Below are 20,849 nucleotides of genomic sequence, written 5' to 3' on the forward strand. Positions count from 1 at the left end.
CCGGCGCGTGGGCTACGGAGGCGGACCGTTGTCTATAGGGGGATATAGGGAGAATCGGTGGCCCGGCAGCCGGGCCGTCGCACTGGACGTCAGACCGCCGCCTTCTTGAGCCGGCGCCGCTCGCGCTCGGACAGTCCGCCCCAGATGCCGAAGCGTTCGTCGTTGGCGAGGGCATATTCAAGGCATTCGGAGCGGACCTCGCAGGCGAGGCAGACCTTCTTGGCCTCGCGGGTGGAGCCACCCTTCTCCGGGAAGAAGGATTCGGGGTCGGTCTGGGCGCACAGCGCGCGCTCCTGCCAGCCGAGCTCCTCGTCCGCCTCTTCGACCAGCAATTCCTGGAACAGCTCGGTCATGTGCGCCCCTCGTCTGTCTTTGCGTCCCCGTGATGCAGCCGTTACCGATGACGGCTGAACGACACGAGTGAAATTACAAGTGTGCCGATCCGGGCCAGTCAAGCCGAGATCTGCTATTGGGCCCCTTATTCACTCTGCGGAACCAAGCCTATGCAGAAAGTGTTCAAATCGGCAAAAAACAGGACACTTCCTCAGCCGCATCACCCGTAACTCCCCTCTCACACCCAAGGACGCGACGGGCGGCACGGCCGTTGCACCACGCTCACCGAAGCGGGCCAGGTCACATTCAGATCACGAGACCGCAACGGTGCCCGGGGGCACGCGGATGTCGCCCGTCTTCTCCGCACCCCGCATGCACAAACCTTTCGCCGCTCGCAGTAACCGGATGAGGTGAAACATTTCCCCCAAACCAGACACCCGGTTGACACGGCGCCGAGTACCCGGTCTCCTTACAGACATGCCAGCGATTCCTGCGCTCCGCCTGACCCGTGCCTACGGGTCCCGCTGCGCTGCCCAGGCCCGCTGTCGCTGTTCCAGCTGTTGACGCCACCGAGCTCCAGCTTTTTCTGTCTCCCGCAGCACCCCGCCGCACGGCTCCCGTGCCCGCTCCGCGCATCCCGCGCGCGGCGGCGCACCCCTCCGCGCCACCTGAGCACCCTGCCGAGGAAATCCCGCACATGAACAGCGACGTCCAGATCGCCGGCGACCCGCTCGCGATCCCGCATCTGCTCCCGCCCGTCCCCGCCCACCCCGCCACCGTCGCGGGCTTCGCCGGCCTCGCCCGTGAGATCGCCGCCGACCGCGCGGCCTGGGCCCCGCTGGTGCGCTACGACGCCACCACTCGCTGGTACCACCGGCTGCGCGCCGTTCCCCGAGCCCTCGGCTCCGCCCGCACAGGGGAGGCCCCGGTCGGCTACGAGGTCTGGCTGCTGAGCTGGCTGCCCGGGCAGGGCAGCGGACGGCACGACCACGGCCCCTCCTCCGGCGTACTGACCGTGCTGGAGGGTGAGTTGAGCGAGCGTACGGCGGGCGGGCACCGGGCCCTGGCGGCCGGCGCGCAGCGCGTCTTCGCGCCCGGGTACGTCCACGAGGTCGTCAACGACGCGCTCGTACCCGCCGTCAGCCTGCACGTGTACTTCCCCGGCCTGACCGACATGCCGATGCACAGCGCCCGCTGCGCGGCGGGCACCTCCCACGAGGCCGTCGCACCCTGACCGCCTCCCACGAGGCGGCCGCCCCCTGACATGCTGGTCCCATGCGCATTGTGGTTCTCGCCGGCGGCATCGGCGGCGCCCGCTTCCTGCGGGGTCTGAAAGCAGCGGCGCCGGACGCCGACATCACGGTCATCGGCAACACCGGTGACGACATCCACCTGTTCGGGCTGAAGGTCTGCCCGGACCTCGACACCGTGATGTACACGCTCGGCGGCGGCATCAACGAGGAGCAGGGCTGGGGCCGTACCGACGAAACCTTCCGGGTGAAGGAGGAGTTGGCGGCCTACGGGGTCGGCCCCGAGTGGTTCGGGCTCGGCGACCGCGACTTCGCCACCCACATCGTCCGTACGCAGATGCTCGGCGCCGGCTACCCGCTCAGCGCGGTCACCGAGGCGCTGTGCGCGCGGTGGAAGCCGGGCGTACGGCTGCTGCCGATGTCCGACGACCGGATCGAGACCCATGTCGCCGTGGACGTCGACGGGGAGCGCAAGGCCATCCACTTCCAGGAGTACTGGGTACGGCTGCGTGCCTCGGTGGACGCGCACGCGGTGGTACCGGTCGGCGCCGAGCAGGCCAAGCCCGCGCCCGGCGTGCTGGACGCCATCGCCCAGGCCGACGTGGTGCTCTTCCCGCCGTCCAACCCGGTGGTGAGCGTCGGCACGATCCTGGCGGTGCCGGGCATCCGCGAGGCGATCGCGGACGCCGGGGTGCCGGTGGTCGGGCTGTCGCCGATCGTCGGGGACGCGCCGGTGCGCGGCATGGCGGACAAGGTGCTGGCGGCGGTCGGCGTCGAGTCGACGGCCACGGCGGTGGCCCAGCACTACGGCTCCGGGCTGCTGGACGGCTGGCTCGTCGACACGGTCGACGCGGGCGCGGTGGCCGGGGTCGAGGAGGCGGGCATCCGCTGCAAGGCCGTACCGCTGATGATGACGGACCTGGAGGCGACCGCCGCGATGGCCCGCGAGGCGCTGGCGCTGGCCGAGGAGGTCCGCGCATGAGCACTTCCGGACCGGCCCCGGCCGCGTACCGGGTGTGGGCGCTGCCCGGCATCCCCGAGGTGCGGGACGGCGACGACCTCGCCAAGATCATCGCGGCCGCGGCGACCGCCGACGGGCTGCCCGGCCTCGCCGACGGCGACGTGCTGCTGGTCACCTCGAAGATCGTCAGCAAGGCCGAGGGCCGGATCGTGGAAGCCACCGACCGCGAGGCGGCCATCGACCAGGAGACCGTACGGGTCGTGGCGCGCCGCGGCACGCTGCGCATCGTCGAGAACCGGCAGGGCCTGGTCATGGCGGCGGCGGGCGTCGACGCGTCCAACACCCCGGCCGGCACCGTGCTGCTGCTGCCCGAGGACCCGGACGCCTCGGCGCGCGCCATCCGCGACGGGCTGCGGGAGGCACTGGGCGTACGGGTCGGCGTCGTCGTCAGCGACACCTCCGGGCGGCCGTGGCGCAGCGGGCTGACCGATGTCGCGATCGGCGCGGCCGGGGTCCGGGTCCTGGACGACCTGCGCGGCGGTGTGGACGCGTACGGCAATCCGCTGAGCGCGACGGTGGTCGCCACCGCCGACGAACTGGCCGCGGCGGGCGACCTGGTGAAGGGCAAGGCGGCCGGGCTGCCGGTGGCGGTGGTCCGCGGGCTGCCGCACGTGGTGCGCGGCGACGGCGCGGACGGCGACGCGGGCGCCGACGCGGGCGCCCGGGACCTGGTGCGCACGGCCGAGAACGACATGTTCCGGCTGGGCACCTCCGAGGCCGTACGGGAAGCGGTGACCCTGCGGCGTACGGTCCGCGAGTTCACCGACGACCCGGTGGACCCCGGCGCGGTACGGCGCGCGGTCGCCGCGGCGGTCACCGCGCCCGCGCCGCACCACACCACCCCTTGGCGCTTCGTCCTGCTGGAGTCCGAGAGCTCCCGCACCGGACTGCTGGACGCGATGCGGGACGCGTGGGTCGCCGACCTGCGCGGGGACGGCTTCAGCGAGGAGTCGATCGCCAAGCGGGTGCGCCGGGGCGACGTGCTGCGCAACGCGCCGTACCTGGTCGTGCCGTGCCTGGTGATGGACGGCTCGCACACGTATCCGGACGCGCGGCGCAACGCCGCCGAGCGGGAGATGTTCGTCGTCGCGGGCGGCGCGGGCATCCAGAACTTCCTGGTCGCGCTGGCCGGCGAGCGGCTGGGGTCGGCCTGGGTGTCCTCGACGATGTTCTGCCGCGACGTCGTACGGGAGGTGCTGGACCTCCCGGCGGACTGGGACCCGATGGGCGCGGTGGCCGTCGGCCGTCCTGCGGCACCGCCCCGGCCACGGCCGGCGCGCGCCGGGGACGACTTCGTGGTGGTGCGCTGAGCCCGGCGCCGTACCCGTCGGGGCGCCGCCCGGCCGTCGCTACAGCCGGGCGATGTCCCCGACGGGGAAGCGCGGTGCGCGGCGCGGCAGGGTCCGGCCCGACAGCAGGATGAAGCGGGTGGCGCGGTGGCGCTGCCCTTCGTAGGGGGCGAGCAGGTCGAGCATCTGCTCGTCGGTGCCGTCGCGCTGCCCGGTCAGCGCGTAGCCGACGATGCGCGGCAGGTGCAGGTCGCCGACGGTGATGGCGTCGGGCGCGCCGTTGGAGCGCTGCAACGCCTCGGCGGCCGTCCACGGGCCGATGCCCTGCACCAGCTGGAGCCGGTGCAGGGCGTCCGGCAGGTCCATGGCCGCGGCCTCCTCCAGACGGCGGGCGACGCGTACGGCGCGCAGGATCGCCGACGAGCGCTTGTGGTCGACGCCCGCGCGGTGCCACTCCCAGGACGGGATCAGCGCCCAGCCGCCCGGATCGGGCATCACGCGCAGCCGCTCGAACGGGCCGGGCGCGGGCTCGCCGTGCCGCTGGAGCAGCAGGCGCCAGGCGCGGTACGCCTCGTCGGAGGTGACCTTCTGCTCCAGGACCGAGGGGATCAGCGACTCCAGGACCAGCCCGGTACGGGCGAGCCGCACACCGGGGTGGCGGCGGTGCGCCTCGTGGACGAGGCGGTGCCGCGGGGTGAAAGCCGCCGGGTCGTCGCCCTCCCCCAGCAGGGCGGGCAGCCCGTCCAGCATCCATTCGGCGCCGGGCCCCCACGCCTCGGCCTCGACCTCCCCGGCGCCGGGCCGCGCCCGTACGCACAGGGTGACCGGCCCCAGCGGCGTACGGCTGGCCCGCCAGACCGCGCCGTCCACCACCCGGAAGGCCGGGTCACCGGGGCCGCGCCCGAGCACACCGAGGGTGCGGTGCAGGTCGTACGGGCCGGGCGGGGCCCAGGTGCGGCGGAGGGGGGCGGGCATCCGGCCAGGGTAAGTGATATCCGTGGTGCGCCGGTGTGGCGTCGGCGAGGCGGGCGGGACACCGGCGCCTGGGCGGGGCGCCGCGGCGGGCTGCCGGTGGCTACTGGTCCGAGGAGAAACGCACCGAGGCCTCGGGTATCTCGGCGCCGCACCACACCCGTATGCCGTCGCGCAGCTCGTTGTCGGCGCCGATGTGGGCACCGTCACCGATGACCGCGCCTTCCAGGACCGTCCGCGGCCCGATGCGCGCCCCGGCGCCGACCAGCGAGTCGCGGACGCGGGCGCCCGGCTCGACGACGGCGCCTTCCAGGACGGTGCTGCCGTCGATGCGCGCGCCCGCGCCGATCCGGGTGCGGGGGCCGATGGCCGAGCCACCGGTGATCTTGGCGTCCGGGGCGACGTCGGCGGTGTCCATGACCAGGCGGTCGCCGCAGCGGCCGGGGACGGCCGGGGACGGTGCGCGGCCCAGCACCAGGTCCGCGGAGCCGCGGACGAACGCCTGCGGGGTGCCGAGGTCCAGCCAGTAGGTGGAGTCGACCATGCCCTGGAGGTGGGCGCCGCTGTCCAGCAGGCCGGGGAAGGTCTCGCGTTCGACGGAGACCGGGCGGCCGGCCGGGATGGTGTCGATGACCGAGCGGTCGAAGACGTAGGCGCCCGCGTTGATCTGGTCGGTGACGATCTCCTCGGGTGTCTGCGGCTTCTCCAGGAAGGCGGTGACCCGGCCGGTGGCGTCGGTGGGCACCAGGCCGAAAGCGCGCGGGTCGGCGACCTTGGTCAGGTGCAGGGAGACGTCGGCGCCGGTGGTGCGGTGGGTGTCCACCAGAGCCTCGATGTCCAGGCCGGTGAGGATGTCGCCGTTGAAGATCAGGACCGGGTCGCCGGGGGCCGAGTGCAGGCGGGAGGCGACGTTGCGGATGGCGCCGCCGGTGCCCAGCGGCTCCTCCTCGGTGACGTACTCCAGGTGCAGGCCGAACGCGGACCCGTCGCCGAAGTACGGCTCGAAGACCTCGGCGAGGTAGGACGTGGCCAGCACGATGTGCTCCACACCCGCGGCGCGGGCCCGCGCCAGCTGGTGGGTGAGGAACGGGACGCCCGCGGCCGGGACCATGGGCTTGGGCGTGTGCACCGTCAGCGGGCGCAGCCGGGTGCCCTTGCCGCCGACCAGGAGGATCGCTTCAGTCACCTTGTCTTCTCTGCTTCCTGCTGGGGTCGGCCGGTCGGCGGACCAGTGTAGGCAGATACTTTCGAACGGACTTTCAGCGGCCCTGGAGGCGAGCCGCGTAACTGCGCGCGGTGCCGAGCTTCCCGTACAGGCGGTCGCCGGGGCACTCGGTGCTGACGCCGTCCCGGTGGCCCGAGACGGTGGACAGCCTGGCCCGGGTGCCCTTCTTGAACCGGTTTCCCCCGGCGGACACCAGGGTCGTGGTGGCGCGCGGGTCCACTCCGTACAGGCCGAGCTTCCATGCCGTCAGCTTTGCCACCGCGGATACGGCCGCGGCCGACGGATTTGCATTCTCGAACGACCCGAGGACAGCAATGCCCATGCTGTTCTGGTTGAAACCGCGGGTGTGCGCGCCCATCACCGGTTTGGCCACGCCGCCCGCGCGGCCCTCGTAGACGGTGCCGCACTTGTCGATGAGGAAGTTGTAGCCCATGTCGCGCCAGCCGCTGCTCTTGACGTGGAAGCGGTAGATGCCGCGCAGCACCGAAGGGGCCTGCCTGCAGCTGTAGTTGTTGCCGGTGGCGCTGTGGTGGACGAAGGCCGCCCGGACGCTCCTGGTGTACGCGAACTTCCGCTCGCGCAGCTTCTCGTCGGCGCCCCAGCCGGCCCGGGTGACGATGGCCGGACGCGGGCCGATGTGGGAGCGGGGGGTGGTGGGGCGGGAGGTGGCGGTGGGGCTCGGGGTGGGGTCGTCGTCGTACTCGTCGCCGGGGGCGGCGGGCCTGCCCATGGCCGGGATGCGGAAGACGCCGAGCAGGGCGTCGAGGGCGGAGCCGACGGTCCCGCCGTTGCGGGGCGGATTCGGCCGGTCCTCGTCGGAGGACCGGCCGCCGGTCCGCGCCGCGCGCACCTGGGGCGAGTCCTTGCCGGGGTCGACGAGTTCCAGGTGCATCCCGGCGGGCAGCGTCCGGCGCGCGGCCGTCCGGCCGCTGCCGTCGCGCTCCGGGACGACGCGCAGGTCGACGGCGTCGGAGGCGCCGACCCACAGGGGTGCGGTGCTGCCCCGTACGGAGCCGCCCCGGTACCCGGCGGAGCGCGGGTCGGGCGCGTCGTCGTCGTGCGCCTGGATGTCCTGCCAGCCGGACCAGCCGGAGCTGCCGACGGGCCGGGTACGGACCTGGACGTGGCCGTGCAGGTCGGCCGACGGGTCGTCCCAGACGACGCCGACCATCGAGAACGGGGAGACGCCCCGGGCGGACCGGCCCTGGGCGCCGGGTGCCGCGCTCCGGTCCGAGGTGTCAAGGGGGCGCAGGGGCAGGGAGCGGGTGCTGCCGGGGATGCCGGCGGGTACGGCCCGTGCGGACGTACCGGTGGCGGAGGTGCCGGCCGGGCCGGCGGAGGTCGCCCCGGCGGGCAGGGCGAGCGGGAGGGCGAGGGCGGCGGTGCACGTCACGGCGATCGAGGTAGCAAGAATGGCACGCATGGAGAAAGCGTGAACGACTGGGACATAACATGCCATTCATGAAACTGACGGCGCGTCGGCCCGGCCGCCCCGTGGCCGCCCGCCGTCCGGCTGACCGCCGGCCACTGCCGCGCGTACCCTGACGCCGATGAACACCACCGATCGCACCCCCGCCGACCTGCTGCGTTCCGCGCTCGCCGCGGACCCGGCCCGCCCGCTGGTGACCTTCTACGACGACGCCACCGGCGAGCGCGTGGAACTGTCCGTCGCCACCTTCGCCAATTGGGTGGCGAAGACCGCCAACTACCTCCAGGGCGACCTCGCCGCCGAGCCCGGTGACCGCCTGGCGCTGCTCCTGCCCGCGCACTGGCAGACCGCGGTCTGGCTGCTGGCCTGCTCCTCGGTCGGCGTCGTCGCGGACGTCGGCGGCGACCCGGCGGCGGCCGACCTGGTGGTGAGCGGCCCGGACACCCTGGAGGAGGCCCGCGCCTGCACGGGAGAACGGGTGGCGCTGGCGCTGCGCCCGCTGGGCGGCCGCTTCCCGCAGCCGCCGGAGGGCTTCGCGGACTACGCGGTCGAGGTGCCGAGCCAGGGCGACCGGTTCGCGCCGTACGCACCGGTCTCGCCACAGGACCCCGCGCTCGCCGTGGACGGCCGGGAGCTGACCGGCGCCGAGGTGGCGGCGGCGGCGCTGGCCGACGCCGCGGAGCGCGGGCTGTCCGCGGGTTCCCGGCTGCTGTCCGGCCTGCCGTACGACGGCTGGGCGGGCCTGTCCGCCGGGCTGCTCGCCCCGCTGGCCGCGGGCGGCTCGGTCGTCCTGTGCCGCAACGTCGACCGGCTGGACGCGGACGGCCTGGCCAAGCGCGAGGAGAGCGAGCGGGTCACGCACCGCGCGGTCTAGGGCGCTTCTGATGGATCTCCGTGGCCTCGCGACGCCCGGCACGCACTCTCGCCGCACGGCGCGAAGGGACAGGTGGCTCCGCCACATGACCCTTCACACCGCACTCCCCCAAGCTCTTCGAGCAGGGGGACCCCCAAGCGCACGCACCGAACGCCGCTCGGTGCCCCCCACGGAGATCCATCAGAAACGCCCTAGGGGCGTCCTCCCCCGGCCCATCGGGCTCCCCCTGAGGCCGCGGCTCCGGATTCCGGCCGGGTCCGGGCACCGGCTGCGCCGTGCTGTCCTCCGTCCGGCGGACGCCCGGCCCGCCGTGAGGGGCCGGTACGCGCCGGGCGGGCCATGATCTTGGGGTACGGACGCCCTTGCGGGCCCGCACGTCCGCCCGCCGGACGGTGGCACCCGCGCGGGCGGGACGCCGACTCCGGAGGGATGGGGACGCACACGTGAGCGACAGCCCGGAGAACCCTTCCGGCGGCCCGGGGCCGCGCGGCCCGCAGGGCCCCGCCGGCGAGCCGGGCGCGCGCACGCCCCCGCTCGCGGCCCCGCCGCTGAATCTCGCGGCGGAGAGCGGCGCGACGGCCGCCGGGCCGCGGCCCAGGCGGCGGTGGATGCGCTGGACCGCCCTCGGGCTCTCCGGGCTGATGCTGGCCGCGGCCGGTACCGGCTGGCTGCTCTACAACAAGCTGGACGGCAACATCCGCACCGATCACGACACCCGCAACGAGCTGGAGAAGTACGAGGCCGAGCGGCCCAAGTCGGAGCCCGGCGGCGCGGAGAACGTGCTGCTGATCGGCTCCGACCGGCGCTCCGGGGAGAACAACGGCAAGTACGGGTCGGACAACGGCACCCAGCGCTCGGACACCACGATTCTGCTGCACGCGGCGGCGGACCGCAGGAGCGCCACGGCGGTCAGCATCCCGCGCGATCTGATGGTGCACATTCCCGGTTGCAAGCGTTCCGACGGAAAGCCGTCGGCGCCGCAATTCATCCAGTTCAACTGGGCGTTCGAGTTCGCGGGCGCGGCCTGCACGATCCGGACGGTGGAGAAGATGACCGGTATTCGGATCGACCACCACATGATCGTGGATTTCGCCGGGTTCAAGAAAATGGTGGACGCGGTGGACGGTGTGGACGTGTGTCTGGAACGGCCCGTCAAGGACGACGAGGCGCGTCTGCGGCTGCCGGCCGGGTGGCAGACGCTGCGCGGGGAGGACGCGCTCGGTTACGTCCGGGCGCGCAAGAGCCTCGGGGACGGCAGCGACACCCAGCGCATGGAGCGTCAGCAGCAGTTCCTGGCGGCGCTGGTCAACAAGGTCCAGAGCAACGGCGTACTGCTGCACCCCGGACGGCTCTATCCGCTGCTGGACGCCGCGACGGGTTCCCTGACCACCGACGAGGACCTGGCGTCGCTGCGGGGCCTGTACGAATGGGTTCGCGGTATGCGCAGCATCCCGACCGACAAGGTGCAGTTTCTGACCGTTCCCCGCCAGGAGTACCGCTACGACACCGACCGCGACGAACTCGTCCAGCCGGACGCCGAGCAGCTCTTCCGGCAGCTGGGCAAGGACCGCCCGGTGACCGTGCGGCCCGTCTCCGCACCCTCCGCGCCGGCCCCCGGGGCGTCCGCCGCGCCGGGCCGGGCACGGGGCGCGGCGGGACCGCCGCATTCCCCCGGCCCGGCTTCCGGACCGCGTAAGGATTCCGTGAACGACGCGTCGACCGGTTCCGCCGTTCCGACCGCGACACCCACGTTCCGGGGAACCACCGCGGAACGCGGGATCTGCCGCTAAGAGCTCCGCAAAGGTACGCTCGGCCGCTTGAAATCTTTCGAAAAGATGGGGTGAATTGCCCAGTTGTAGGGGAGTGGAATGTGTCACGGGCGTCGCTCGACGCTGAACTGGGCGGATAGTGTGAGCGATCCGGTCCGCACGACCAGGCTGACCGCGCATTGCACAACCGACCGACCGAGCGCCTTGAGGGGGAGGCGCCGCGTGGCACCGACGGAGGACACAAGGCACCGTGGACGCGCAAGGCCGTGGGCGAGGGGACGACATCGATCCCGCAGACCAGTGGGTGTTCGACCCGAACACCGGCACCTACGAGTTGCGGCTGGATCCCGGCGACGCCCCGGCGGCACAGCCTGCCGGCCGCAGGGCTCCCGGGCCCCGGCGCGGCAGTGGCACGCCACGGCCGGAGGGCGGCCGGGGTACTCCCGCACCCGGCATCCGTACGGGGCAAAACGGTTCTGGAAGCGGCGGCGGGCCCGGCAGGGACTCCGACACCCGTGAGCTGCCGGCCCAGCGCGACCGGCGCGCGGGGAACCGTTCCGCACCGCCCGGCGGCGGCGCGCCCAGCCGCCGTAAGCCCAAGCCGAAGAAGTCCACGAAGAAGAAGGCCCTCTACTGGACGTCCGGCGCGCTCGGCTTCGTCCTCGTCGCGGGCTGCGGCGGCGCGTTCTACCTGTACCAGCAGCTGAACGGGAACATCTCCAAGGTCGACGTCGGCAAGGAGAACCCGGCGGTCAAGGACGGCCCGGTCAACATCCTGGTCATCGGGACGGACGCCCGCTCCGGCAAGGGCAACCAGGGCTACGGCGACGCGGGCAGCGTGGGCCACGCCGACACCACGCTGCTGATGCACGTCTCCAAGGACCGCACCAACGCGACGGCCCTGAGCATCCCCCGCGACATGATCACCGACATCCCGGACTGCCCCACCAAGAAGGACGGGGCGACCAGGACGGTCCCGGGCGAGCGCAACGTCCGCTTCAACACCAGTCTGGGCCAGGAGGACCGCGACCCCGGCTGCACCTGGCGCACCGTCGAGAAGATGACCGGCCTGTCCATAGACCACTTCATGATGGCCGACTTCAACGCGGTCAAGGAGCTGTCGGAGGCGGTCGACGGCGTCGAGGTGTGTGCCGCCAAGCCCATCAACGACCCCAAGTCCCACCTGAAGCTCCCGGCGGGCAAGAGCATCGTCAAGGGTGAGCAGGCGCTGGCCTTCGTCCGAACCCGGCACTCCGTCGGCACCGGCAGCGACCTGAGCCGCATCCAGCTCCAGCAGCAGTTCCTCGGCTCGATGATCCGCAAGATGAAGTCCGGCGACACCCTCACCAGCGTTCCCAAGCTCTACGACCTGGCCCAGGCCGCCACCAAGGCGCTGACCGTGGACACCGGGATCGGCAGCGCGGGCAAGCTGGTGGACCTCGCCAAGGACCTCAGCCGGGTCGACATCAAGAACATCACTTTCGCCACAGTTCCCGTCCTGGACAACCCGAAGGACCCCGCAACCGTCGTACTGGACGAGGCGAAGGCCGGACCGCTGTTCCAGATGATCCGCGCCGACCACTCGCTGTCCGGGACCAAGACGAAGAAGGGCAAGGGCACGTCGGACGAGAAGAAGGTTCCCAAGGCGCCGGCCGACAAGGTCCGGGTCGATGTCAGCAACGGCGGCGGACCGATCGGTGCCGCCCAGGAGACGGTGGACTGGCTGCAGAACAGCAAGGCCGCGAAGCTGTCGACGAACGCCGGCAACGCCCCGACGAAGCTGGCCGCGACCCGGCTGGAGTACGCACCGAACCAGGCCGACCAGGCAGCCACCCTGGCCGACTGGATGGGGCTGCCCAAGAGCGCGCTGAAGAAGACCACCGCGGACGCGGGGCCCAAGGTCCCGATGAAGCTGATCCTGGGCAAGGACTTCGAGGAACCGGGCAAGTCGATCGAGGCGCCGACGAAAACGCCGGACGGCGTGCAGAACGTCAACGCCGACGACAAGAACATCTGCGCCAAGTAGCCGGACACCGGCCGGGCTCCCCGGCCGGTCCGCGGCTGCACGGGGCAGCCGGAAAGACCAAGCGAGCCCCGGCCGCCGTGACCGGCGCCGACTGACGGGGGAGAAACCCAATGCGGCACAGCAGTGCGCGCGGCGACGGGCCACACCGGCGCCGACCCGACGCCAAGGACCTGGGCTGGGACGACAGCCTGTACGAGAACGGGCGCAGCGACGGGCGGACCGGGGCGTCGGGCCCCGCAGGTGAGCAGGCGGCGGACCGGGGCGGTGCCACTCCCCCGGACGCCCCGGACGTCCCCGGCCCGCCCGGAGCCCCCACCGCTTCCGGCGGCACCGGCACGCCCCCGGCGGGCGGCGGCGCGGCCGTCCCGCCGGTGATCACGGGCGGTGTGTCAGGGCCGCCCGTGATCACCGGCGGCGTCGCGGGCCCGCCCGCGAACGGCGGCGGCAGCGCCGGTCAGGCTCCTCCGCCGGCCGTCACGGGTACGGCGGTCACGGGCACGGCCGGCAGAGGCAGATCCGGCACGGGCACGTCCGTGGCGCCCACCACCGGTGCAGCCACTGCCGGTACGGCCCGTACGGCCACCACCGGCGGTACGGCCACCGCCACCGCCGTCAAGGACCCGGCCGAACCCACCGCCTCGCCCGCCGACGCCTCCGACTCATCCGGCACCCCCGCCGCGGACACCGAGCCCGCCGCCAAGGGAACCCGCCGCGCCGGTAGACCGCGCGGCAAGGCCCGGCGCGTGCTGCGCTGGAGTGCGATAACCCTGGCCGTGCTGATAGCGGGCACGGCCGGCGCCGGTTACTGGTACTACGAGCACCTCAACAGCAACCTCCGCAAGGACGCCCTGGACCTGGGCTCCGGTGGTCTGGAGAAGCCCGAGCCGAACGCCTTCGGGCAGACTCCGCTGAACATCCTGCTGCTCGGCTCGGACGGCCGGAACAGCGAGAAGAACATCGAACTGGGCGGCGCCCGCCAGGACGCGGACCGCAAGCCGCTGGCCGACGTGCAGATGCTGCTGCACGTCTCCGCCGACCGCAGCAACATGTCGGTCATCTCGATCCCGCGCGACACCCGCGTGCCGATCCCCGAGTGCAAGGACCCGGACGACGGCAAGGTCTACCCGCAGACCACCGCAGCCATCAACACCTCGCTCCAGCACGGCGGCCCCGGCTGCACCGTCGCCACCTGGAAAGAACTGACCGGCATCTACATCGACCACTTCATGATGGTCGACTTCGCCGGCGTGGTGGACATGGCGGACGCGGTCGGCGGGGTCCCCGTGTGTGTGGACAAGAACATCTACTCGCACGACAAGAAAGGCCACGGCAGCGGCCTGAAGCTCACCGCGGGCACCCACTCGGTCAAGGGCGTACAGGCACTCCAGTGGCTGCGCACCCGCTACGGCTTCGAGGACAACACCGACATCGGCCGCGCCAAGGCCCAGCACATGTACATGAACTCGATGGTCCGCGAGCTGAAGGCGGGCACCAAGCTCACCGACCCGATGAAGCTGCGCGACCTGGCCGAGGCCGCCACCAAGGCGCTGACGGTGGACGAGGGCCTGGGCAGCGTCAAGAAGCTGTACGACCTGGGCGGCGACCTCCAGCGGGTGCCGACCGAGCGGATCACGATGGTCACCATGCCGTGGCAGTACGCGGCGGGCGGCGAATACGTCGTACCCAAGCCGGGCGACGCCGAGCAGACCTTCTCCCTCGTCCGCAACGACACGGCGCTGGACGGCAAGGACAAGAAGAAGAAGCCCGCGCCCGATCCGCAGCCGACGACCGCCAAGGGCAAGCTGGACGTCATCGTCCAGAACGGCACCAACAGCACGGTCCAGGGCCCGGTCTCCGGCCGCGCGAACGTGATCTACAACCACCTGGTGTCCCTCGGCTACACGGGCGCCGCCATGGACTCCCGCCTGACCACCCAGGCCGACACCACCATCACCTACCCGGCCGAGGAGGGGCGCGGCGACGCCCTCGCCCTCGCGAAGGCCCTCGGCCTGTCCAAGGACGCGGTCAAGGAGTCGCGTTCGGCCACACAGCTGCGGCTGGTGATCGGCAACGACTGGCGCAAGGGGACGTCGCTCCCGAAGCCGCCGGCCGGCGAGAAGGAGGCCGACAAGGCGCCGGACAGTGCCGACGCCCTCAACGGCGAGGACAAGAAGGCCTGCATGAAGGTGAACCCGGCCTACACCTTCTGACCGGACCGCCCCTGGGCACGGCCGGGCGGCACCACCGGGCCCGGGGGCAGGGTGCAGTGCGCGCCGGGCGGGCCCGCCGGCGCGACGGCGTACGCGGTGGTGCGCACCTCGTCGTCGACGCGCCGGTGCAGGGACGCGGTGAAGGGCGAGGCGGGGGCGAGGGTGTCCAGCAGGGCGTGGGCGCGCTGGTGGACGTCCGCGAGGAAGCGCTGGTACGGGACGAGGACGTCCGGGTCGTACATCATGGCGGCCAGCCGGCGGCGGTCGGCGGCCGAGTCGGCGGCCCGGCCGAGAAGTTCCACCGCCTCTTCCCTGGCCGCGCCGGTCGCCGAGTGCAGCAGCTGGACCAGGAGGTAGGTGGCGGTGCGGTTGCCGAGGTCCTCGCTGTGGCCGGAGCGCAGGTCGTCCTCGTCGTTGCGGAACTGCGCGAGCACCCCGACGGCCTGCCCGAACTCGCCCCAGGCGGCGGCCCGCGGGTCGTCGGCGCCGTCCGCGCCGAGCGCGAGGCGGGCCGCCATCGTGGCGGCCATGGCGTAGACCGAGCCGCTCTTGTGCCGGTAGACCGTCAGGACCTCCTCGGGGCTGGTCCCGGTCGGCGTACCGAGAATGTCACCGACCTGTCCGTCACAGGCGGCGGTCCAGCCGTCGAGGTAGTCCGCGGCCAGACGCTCGCGCAGGGGCCCGGGCACCGGCAGCGCGGCCAGGGCGCGCAGCGGCAGGGCGTAGCCGCATTCCAGGGCGGCCGTCATGAGGGCGGCCGGGTCGCCGCCGTACAGCCGGGGCCCGGTGTCGCCGTCCGACACGTCGTCGAAGGTGTTGGCGGCCCGCCACCACAGGGCGTGCACCCCGGCCACCGGGACGGCCGGTTCGAGGGTGCCCTCGACGGCGCCGTGCACCAGGAGCGGCAGCGCGCATTCGAGGGGGGTCCGCCTGCCGTGGGCGATGAGCCGTTCGAGCGCGGGCCGCAGGTACGCGTACCGGGGCCGGTAGGCGTCGAGGAGCCCGGCCAGGTACTGCCTTACCTGCGGGAAGACCTCGGCGAGCCGGGCTTCGGGGCTCGGCCGCGCGGCGGCGGACCGGGGATGAGGGGACAAGCGTGTCTCCGTACGGTCAGGGGGTCGGTCCGGTGTCACATCGGGAGGTCCCGCGGTGCCGGGGCACCGGCGGCGTCCTCCGGGAGGACGGCGGGCGCGGCCGCCGGAGGCAGGCCGCGGGCGAGGACGGCGGCGGCTGCCGACGTCGTGGTCAGTGCGATGGTGGTGACCGCGAAGGCGGCGACCACGTCGGCCGTGGCACGCACCTGGGCGAAGAAGAGGAAGCCGAAGGCGCACACGCCGAGCGCGGCGCCGAGCTGCTGGGCCGTGGAGACCACGCCGGACGCCGCGCCAGCGACCGGCCCCGGCACGGTGCGCAGGGTCACGGACAGGGCCGGGGTGACGCACAGGCCCAGCGCGCCGCCGACGGCGCACACCGCGCCGAGCAGCTGCCGGGGGTCGTCGCCGAGGGCGCTGACGGCGCAGCCCGCGTACCCGGCGGTGGCGGCGAGGGAGGCCAGGACCAGCAGCCGGGCCTCGGCGCCGCGGGCGAGCCGCGGCGCGAGCAGCGACCCGCAGGCGAACGCGACCGCGGCCGGCACCATGCCCGCGCCGGTGGCCAGCGGGCTCCAGCGCAGTCCTTTCTGCAGCAGCAGGCCGAGCATCAGGACGAACGCGGCGAGCCCGCAGTTGATCAGGACGATCAGCACGATGCCGCGGCGGAAGCCGGCCAGTCGCAGCAGCCTCGGCGGTACGAGCGGGTCGCCGCCCCGGGCGTCCAGCGCGCGTTCGTGGCGCAGGAAGCAGACCGCCACGGGTACGGAGGCGGCCAGGCAGGCCGGGCCCCACCACACCATGCCGCCCGCGCCGCCCGCCACCAGCGGGACGGTGAACAGCCCGAGGGCGGCGGCCGCGAGGCCCACACCGGGCAGGTCGGCGCGCACCGGCCCGCGGTGCACGGGCGGGTGTCCGCCCGCCGCCCACGGCAGGAGCGTGAGCGCCAGGACGCCCACCGGTACGTTGATGAGGAAGACGGCGCGCCAGCCGAGGCCGAGGACGTCCGCCGACAGCAGCCAGCCGCCGAGCAGTTGCCCGCCGATCGCGCCGAGCCCCATCACCGCGCCGATCGCGGCGTACGCCCGGCGCTGGGCCGCGCCGGTGAACAGGGTGTGTGCCGCGCGGTAGACCTGCGGCACCATCAGTGCCGTGCCGGCGCCCTGGAGCAGCCGGGCCGCGACCAGGACGGCCGTGGTGGGCGCCGTCCCGCAGGCGACCGAGGCGCCGGTGAAGACGGCCATGCCGAGGCCGAAGACGCGCAGGGAGCCCAGCGCGTCGCCCAGCCGGCCGCCGGCGGCCAGTCCGAGGGCGTACACCAACTGGTAGCCCGCGAGGACGAGCTGCTGCTGCCCGCCGCCCGCGCCCAGGTCCCGCTCCAGCGCGGGCATCGCCACGACCACGATGAAGACATCGAGGTTGGCGAGGAACGTGCCGCACAGCAGGACAACCAGCGCCGCCCAGGGACGCACGGGAGGCACCTCCAGCCGGTCGCCGAGCACGGTCAGTGATGACCGAGGCACGTATCGTAACCATGACGGTGCGTCTGTGCCCAGCCCGCGTGGTCTGCTGTGACGGGAGGGGCGGGTGATGCGGGAGGTGCAGTGGTGCGGGAGGGAGCCGGTACGCGCCGGCGCCCGCACCCGGGGATCCGGGATCTCCGGGTACGAGCGCCGTCCGCGCCAGCCGGGTGCGCGGGCCCGCGCGGTCACCGGCCGGGCGTGCGGGCCGTCCGTACGGTCACCGGCCGGCCGGGCCGACCGCCCGTACGGTCACTCGGCCGCGGCAGCCTGCCGCGGCGCCGTCACCGCGGGGCGGCGGCTGGCGATGACCTTCTCGGCCAGCGACCGCGGGCTGGTCAAAAAGCCCCAGCCCCACGACATGTGCATGGTCGCCAGCGCGACCGGGATCCGGGCGCGGGCCTTCAGCGGCAGGCCCTTGCCCGCCGGGACCGAGCCGGCCGTGATGGCGGCCAGGTAACCGGCCGGGACGGCGAAGCCCCACGGCGTGACGAGGGCGCCGACGACGGTGCCCGCCGCGATGGCGCACACGGCGGTCGGCGGCGCCAGGTACCGCAGGTTGATCGAACCGGCGTGGTAGCGGGCCACGACATGGCGCCAGCGCCCGTAGTCCTTGTACTGCTTGGCGAGCGCGCGGACGCTGGGCCGCGGCCGGTACCGGACCTTCAGCTCGGGCGAGAACCAGATCTTCCCGCCCGCCTCACGGATGCGGAAGTTCAGCTCCCAGTCCTGGGCGCGGATGAACTCCTCGTTGTAACCGCCCTGCTGCTCCAGCGCCTCGCGCCGGAAGACGCCCAGGTAGACCGTGTCGGCCGGGCCCGCCTCGCCGCCGGTGTGGAAGGCCGCGTTGCCCACGCCGATCCTGGAGGTCATCGCGGCGGCGACCGCGTCCTCCCAGGCGTTCTCGCCCTCGGCGTGCATGATGCCGCCGACGTTCTGCGCGCCGGTCTCCTCCAGGAGGCGCACGGCGGTCGCGATGTAGTCCGGCGAGAGCATGCCGTGGCCGTCGACGCGTACCACCACCGGGTGGCGGGACGCCTTGATCGCCGCGTTCAGGGCGGCCGGGGTGCGGCCGGTGGGGTTGGGCACGGTCAGCACCCGGGCCCGCTCGTTCGCGGCGTTCTCGGCGACCAGCTCGGCGGCGATCTCGTCGGTACGGTCCGTCGAGGGGCCGAGCGCGATCACCACCTCCATCTCACCGGCGTACTCCTGTTCCAGGATGTGCTGGACCGAGCTGCGCAGATGACGTTCCTCGTTGAGCACCGGCATGATCACGGAGACGGCCGGGAGCTGCTGCGGTGGCGTGGCGTTCATCGCGGTCACGTTACCGCGTATGGGGGACGGGGGCCGACGGCAGCCGGGTGGCCCTGGGGGCGGCGCCCGGCGTGTGGTGCTTTACAGCCGATCATATGGGCCTACGGTGACCCGGCCCGCTCGTTCCCGTTCGCAGCCGATTCGTCCGGATCCGGAGACGGCCCCTCCCGGTCACCGGCCGGTCCCTTCCGGTCTCCGGCCGGTCCGTCCCCCGCCCGCCGTCCCGTGCCCGCACTCCGTACGCGTCCGCCCGTCCCCGCACTCCGTCCGCCCCGACCCCGCCGCGGAGGTGTCCGCATGACCGCACCGCACCGCTCGCCCCGCCCGCCCGCCCGTCACCGCAGACCGGGCGGGCGGCCCCGCTGGGGCCTGCGCATCACCGCGGGCGTCTCGCTGCTGCTGCTGGCCGCGGGCGGTATCGGGCACGCCATGGTCACCGGCGTCGAGGACGGCATCGCCCGCGTGGACGCCTTCAAGAACATGGGCAACCGGCCGGACAACAGCGGCGGGGACGGCATGAACTTCCTGGTCGTCGGCACGGACGGCCGCAACAAGCTCACTCCGGAGGAGAAGCGCAGGTACCACCTGGGCGGCGAGCCGTGCCACTGCACCGACACGATCATGATGGTGCACCTGTCCGCCGACCGGAACCGCGCCAGCGTGGTCAGCCTGCCGCGCGACTCGTACGTGCAGACGCCCCCGCACACCGACGCGACCACCGGCAAGCGCCACCACGGCCACCCCGTGAAGCTGAACGCGGCGTACGCCGAGGGCGGGCCCAACCTGACCATCCGGACCGTCGAGCGGATGACGGGGGTGCACATCGACCACTACCTGGAGGTCGATTTCACCAGCTTCATGAAGACGGTGGACGCGGTCGGCGGCGTGAACGTCTGCACCACCCGCCCCCTGAAGGACAGCTACAGCGGCCTGGACCTGCCCGCCGGGCGCTCCCGGCTCAACGGCGGCCAGGCCCTGCAGTACGTCCGCGCCCGGCACCTGGACAGCGCCTCCGACCTCGGGCGGATGCAGCGCCAGCAGCGCTTCCTCGCCGCGCTCATGCACAAGATCACCAGCTCCGGCGCGCTGCTCCACCCGGGTCAGTTCAAGGAGATCACCGACGCGCTGCTGGAGTCCGTACGGGCCGACGAGGGCTTCGGCGCGGACGAGATGGTCGACCTCGGCCAGGCCCTGCGCGGCTTCAACCCGTCGTCCTCGGAGTTCGCCTCCGTCCCGCTGGGTGACATCGACTTCCAGGTGCCCAACGTCGGCTCCACCGTGATGTGGAACGAGGAGAAGGCGAAGCAGCTCTTCCAGGCCCTGCGCGAGGACCGGCCGCTGGCCGTGCGCAGATCCGGCCGGCAGCGCGCGACCGTCGTGGACGTACCGCCCGCCACGATCCAGGTACAGGTCGACAACGGCGCGGGCCGGACCGGACTGGGCCGAGCGGTCGACAGGTCCCTGCGCGCCACCGGCTTCGACACCACCGGCACCCCGGGCAACGCCGCCACCCGCGTGCGGCGGACCGTGATCGCCTACGACCCGCGCTGGAACCGCTCGGTCCGCTCCCTCGCCGCCGCCCTGCCCGGGGCGGCCCTGCGCCAGGCCCCCGGCCAGGGCGCGGTGCTGCGCGTCACGGTCGGCAAGGACTTCAAGGGGGTCCACCGGGTGCGCTCCGACGACCCGGCCCAGCCGACGGGCGCCGACGACTTCGGGACGCTGACCGGCGACGAGGCGGCGTGCCCCTGACCGTAAGACGGTTGGTGAACCCGGTTGCCCACCCGCCTGTGTACTCAGTACAGTCCCCGTCCATGAGCGGAAACCGATCACCACTCAGCGACCGGTGGTTCATCGACCAGATCACCGCCGTCGCACAGCAGTTCCTGCGCTCGCAGCCGGACAGCCGGGTACCGGACGCGCCGCCCGCGCCGCGGCGCTCCGGGCACGAGGACCTGACCGCCCGCGCCGCGCGCCTGTCCGCGCAGCGGGCCCGGCTGGAACAGGAGGAAGCCGCCCTCCAGGCCGACATCGAGCGCCTCAACCGCGCACCCCGGGACTCCGCCCCCGTGCCGCGGCCGGCCACCGTCCCGGAACCGGACGTCAGCGCCGAGGACCTCACCCTCACCGAAGCGGGCCGCATCCGGCGCGCCTACAAGGTCACCGAGGCCGCCCTGCCGCGCCTGGTCCTGGAGGCCGCGGCGGACGGTCTCGAAGCGCCCGCCATCGCCCGCGACCTCGCCGTCACGCCGTCGTACGTGTACCGCATCCTGCGCGAACGCGTCCGCTACAGCTGGCGCCTCGACGTACGCGACGGCGGCGCGTGGACCGTACACGGCAGCGGTCAGGACGTCGTGGAACGCGCCCTCGGCAGCGATGTACGGCTCGCCGAGAAGCTCCTCGCGCAGACCGGCGCGGACCGCGTCCTGCTCTGGGAGGGCCCGCGCACGGCCGACGCCGAAGCGGCCCTCGACCTGACCCGGCCGGAAGGCCCGTGAGCGCGGTCCGTACGGAGCCGTCCGGGCCGGCCCG

At 73.3% G+C, this 20,849-nt stretch carries 16 protein-coding genes; 9 read left to right on the forward strand and 7 right to left on the reverse strand.

What is annotated here, in order from left to right; translation table 11 throughout:
- Positions 1–89: 89 nt before the first annotated feature.
- A complete protein-coding gene (locus tag ACZ4Z1_RS03320) occupies positions 90–353 on the reverse strand; it encodes a WhiB family transcriptional regulator (RefSeq protein ID WP_003983763.1) in 264 nt (87 codons plus the stop codon).
- A 677-nt stretch (positions 354–1,030) separates the two neighbouring features.
- Between ACZ4Z1_RS03320 and ACZ4Z1_RS03325 the strand changes: the two genes are divergently transcribed.
- The 3 genes from ACZ4Z1_RS03325 to ACZ4Z1_RS03335 are packed head-to-tail and all read left to right on the forward strand — an operon-like array spanning position 1,031 to position 3,914.
- Positions 1,031–1,567, forward strand: coding sequence for a cysteine dioxygenase (locus tag ACZ4Z1_RS03325; protein ID WP_468484880.1), 537 nt, complete (start codon positions 1,031–1,033; stop codon positions 1,565–1,567).
- 41 nt (positions 1,568–1,608) lie between these two features.
- Positions 1,609–2,565: a 2-phospho-L-lactate transferase gene (gene cofD / locus ACZ4Z1_RS03330; RefSeq protein WP_468484881.1), complete on the forward strand. Its 957-nt coding sequence runs from the start codon at positions 1,609–1,611 to the stop codon at positions 2,563–2,565.
- On the forward strand, positions 2,562–3,914 hold the full coding sequence (locus ACZ4Z1_RS03335; RefSeq protein WP_468484882.1) for a coenzyme F420-0:L-glutamate ligase: 1,353 nt from the start codon (positions 2,562–2,564) through the stop codon (positions 3,912–3,914). The genes cofD and ACZ4Z1_RS03335 overlap by 4 nt, the downstream gene beginning before the upstream one ends.
- A 39-nt stretch (positions 3,915–3,953) precedes the next feature.
- Here the strand turns inward: ACZ4Z1_RS03335 and ACZ4Z1_RS03340 are convergent, their stop codons facing one another.
- From ACZ4Z1_RS03340 to ACZ4Z1_RS03350, 3 genes are all read right to left on the reverse strand, one after another.
- Entirely contained in the window at positions 3,954–4,868 is a 915-nt protein-coding gene (locus ACZ4Z1_RS03340) for a DNA-3-methyladenine glycosylase family protein (RefSeq protein WP_468484883.1), read from the reverse strand.
- 100 nt (positions 4,869–4,968) lie between these two features.
- Positions 4,969–6,051 carry a mannose-1-phosphate guanylyltransferase gene (gene manB, locus ACZ4Z1_RS03345; RefSeq protein ID WP_468484884.1) on the reverse strand — a complete coding sequence of 361 codons (1,083 nt, stop codon included), beginning with the start codon at positions 6,049–6,051 and terminating at the stop codon, positions 4,969–4,971.
- A 73-nt stretch (positions 6,052–6,124) separates the two neighbouring features.
- Positions 6,125–7,513, reverse strand: coding sequence for a peptidoglycan recognition protein family protein (locus ACZ4Z1_RS03350; protein ID WP_468484885.1), 1,389 nt, complete (start codon positions 7,511–7,513; stop codon positions 6,125–6,127).
- A 127-nt stretch (positions 7,514–7,640) separates the two neighbouring features.
- Between ACZ4Z1_RS03350 and ACZ4Z1_RS03355 the strand changes: the two genes are divergently transcribed.
- The 4 genes from ACZ4Z1_RS03355 (at position 7,641) to ACZ4Z1_RS03370 (ending at position 14,398) form a co-directional block, all read left to right on the forward strand.
- The gene (locus ACZ4Z1_RS03355; RefSeq protein WP_468484886.1) at positions 7,641–8,393 is read left to right on the forward strand and encodes a TIGR03089 family protein; all 753 of its coding nucleotides are present in this window, start codon (positions 7,641–7,643) and stop codon (positions 8,391–8,393) included.
- A gap of 443 nt (positions 8,394–8,836) precedes the next feature.
- Positions 8,837–10,183 (forward strand): LCP family protein, encoded by a 1,347-nt coding sequence (locus tag ACZ4Z1_RS03360; RefSeq protein ID WP_468484887.1) that lies wholly within the window; start codon positions 8,837–8,839, stop codon positions 10,181–10,183.
- A gap of 229 nt (positions 10,184–10,412) precedes the next feature.
- Complete coding sequence (locus ACZ4Z1_RS03365; protein WP_468484888.1) at positions 10,413–12,188, forward strand: LCP family protein; 1,776 nt, start codon at positions 10,413–10,415, stop codon at positions 12,186–12,188.
- 110 nt (positions 12,189–12,298) lie between these two features.
- Positions 12,299–14,398, forward strand: coding sequence for an LCP family protein (locus tag ACZ4Z1_RS03370; RefSeq protein ID WP_468484889.1), 2,100 nt, complete (start codon positions 12,299–12,301; stop codon positions 14,396–14,398).
- Here ACZ4Z1_RS03370 and ACZ4Z1_RS03375 read toward each other — a convergent pair.
- The 3 genes from ACZ4Z1_RS03375 to ACZ4Z1_RS03385 form a co-directional block, all read right to left on the reverse strand.
- A complete protein-coding gene (locus tag ACZ4Z1_RS03375; protein WP_468484890.1) occupies positions 14,386–15,492 on the reverse strand; it encodes a polyprenyl synthetase family protein in 1,107 nt (368 codons plus the stop codon). The two genes, ACZ4Z1_RS03370 and ACZ4Z1_RS03375, sit on opposite strands and share 13 nt — an antisense overlap.
- A gap of 35 nt (positions 15,493–15,527) precedes the next feature.
- Complete coding sequence (locus ACZ4Z1_RS03380; RefSeq protein ID WP_468484891.1) at positions 15,528–17,009, reverse strand: MFS transporter; 1,482 nt, start codon at positions 17,007–17,009, stop codon at positions 15,528–15,530.
- A gap of 249 nt (positions 17,010–17,258) precedes the next feature.
- A complete protein-coding gene (locus ACZ4Z1_RS03385; protein ID WP_468484892.1) occupies positions 17,259–18,320 on the reverse strand; it encodes a glycosyltransferase family 2 protein in 1,062 nt (353 codons plus the stop codon).
- A 297-nt stretch (positions 18,321–18,617) separates the two neighbouring features.
- Here ACZ4Z1_RS03385 and ACZ4Z1_RS03390 point away from each other — a divergent pair, with 297 nt between their 5' ends.
- On the forward strand, positions 18,618–20,069 hold the full coding sequence (locus tag ACZ4Z1_RS03390) for an LCP family protein (protein ID WP_468484893.1): 1,452 nt from the start codon (positions 18,618–18,620) through the stop codon (positions 20,067–20,069).
- Positions 20,070–20,131: 62 nt separating this feature from the next.
- Positions 20,132–20,815 carry a hypothetical protein gene (locus tag ACZ4Z1_RS03395; protein ID WP_468484894.1) on the forward strand — a complete coding sequence of 228 codons (684 nt, stop codon included), beginning with the start codon at positions 20,132–20,134 and terminating at the stop codon, positions 20,813–20,815.
- The last annotated feature ends 34 nt before the right edge of the window (positions 20,816–20,849 follow it).

The organism is Streptomyces sp. NPDC030165 (genome assembly GCF_055573595.1).

Excerpts from the sequence above, each read along its gene's own strand:
- ACZ4Z1_RS03320 (WP_003983763.1), bottom strand. The coding sequence starts at position 353 with ATGACCGAGCTGTTCCAGGAATTGCTGGTCGAAGAGGCGGACGAGGAG.
- ACZ4Z1_RS03325 (WP_468484880.1), top strand. The coding sequence starts at position 1,031 with ATGAACAGCGACGTCCAGATCGCCGGCGACCCGCTCGCGATCCCGCAT.
- cofD (WP_468484881.1), top strand. The coding sequence starts at position 1,609 with ATGCGCATTGTGGTTCTCGCCGGCGGCATCGGCGGCGCCCGCTTCCTG.
- ACZ4Z1_RS03335 (WP_468484882.1), top strand. The coding sequence starts at position 2,562 with ATGAGCACTTCCGGACCGGCCCCGGCCGCGTACCGGGTGTGGGCGCTG.
- ACZ4Z1_RS03340 (WP_468484883.1), bottom strand. The coding sequence starts at position 4,868 with ATGCCCGCCCCCCTCCGCCGCACCTGGGCCCCGCCCGGCCCGTACGAC.
- ACZ4Z1_RS03350 (WP_468484885.1), bottom strand. The coding sequence starts at position 7,513 with ATGCGTGCCATTCTTGCTACCTCGATCGCCGTGACGTGCACCGCCGCC.
- ACZ4Z1_RS03355 (WP_468484886.1), top strand. The coding sequence starts at position 7,641 with ATGAACACCACCGATCGCACCCCCGCCGACCTGCTGCGTTCCGCGCTC.
- ACZ4Z1_RS03370 (WP_468484889.1), top strand. The coding sequence starts at position 12,299 with ATGCGGCACAGCAGTGCGCGCGGCGACGGGCCACACCGGCGCCGACCC.
- ACZ4Z1_RS03385 (WP_468484892.1), bottom strand. The coding sequence starts at position 18,320 with ATGAACGCCACGCCACCGCAGCAGCTCCCGGCCGTCTCCGTGATCATG.
- ACZ4Z1_RS03390 (WP_468484893.1), top strand. The coding sequence starts at position 18,618 with ATGACCGCACCGCACCGCTCGCCCCGCCCGCCCGCCCGTCACCGCAGA.
- ACZ4Z1_RS03395 (WP_468484894.1), top strand. The coding sequence starts at position 20,132 with ATGAGCGGAAACCGATCACCACTCAGCGACCGGTGGTTCATCGACCAG.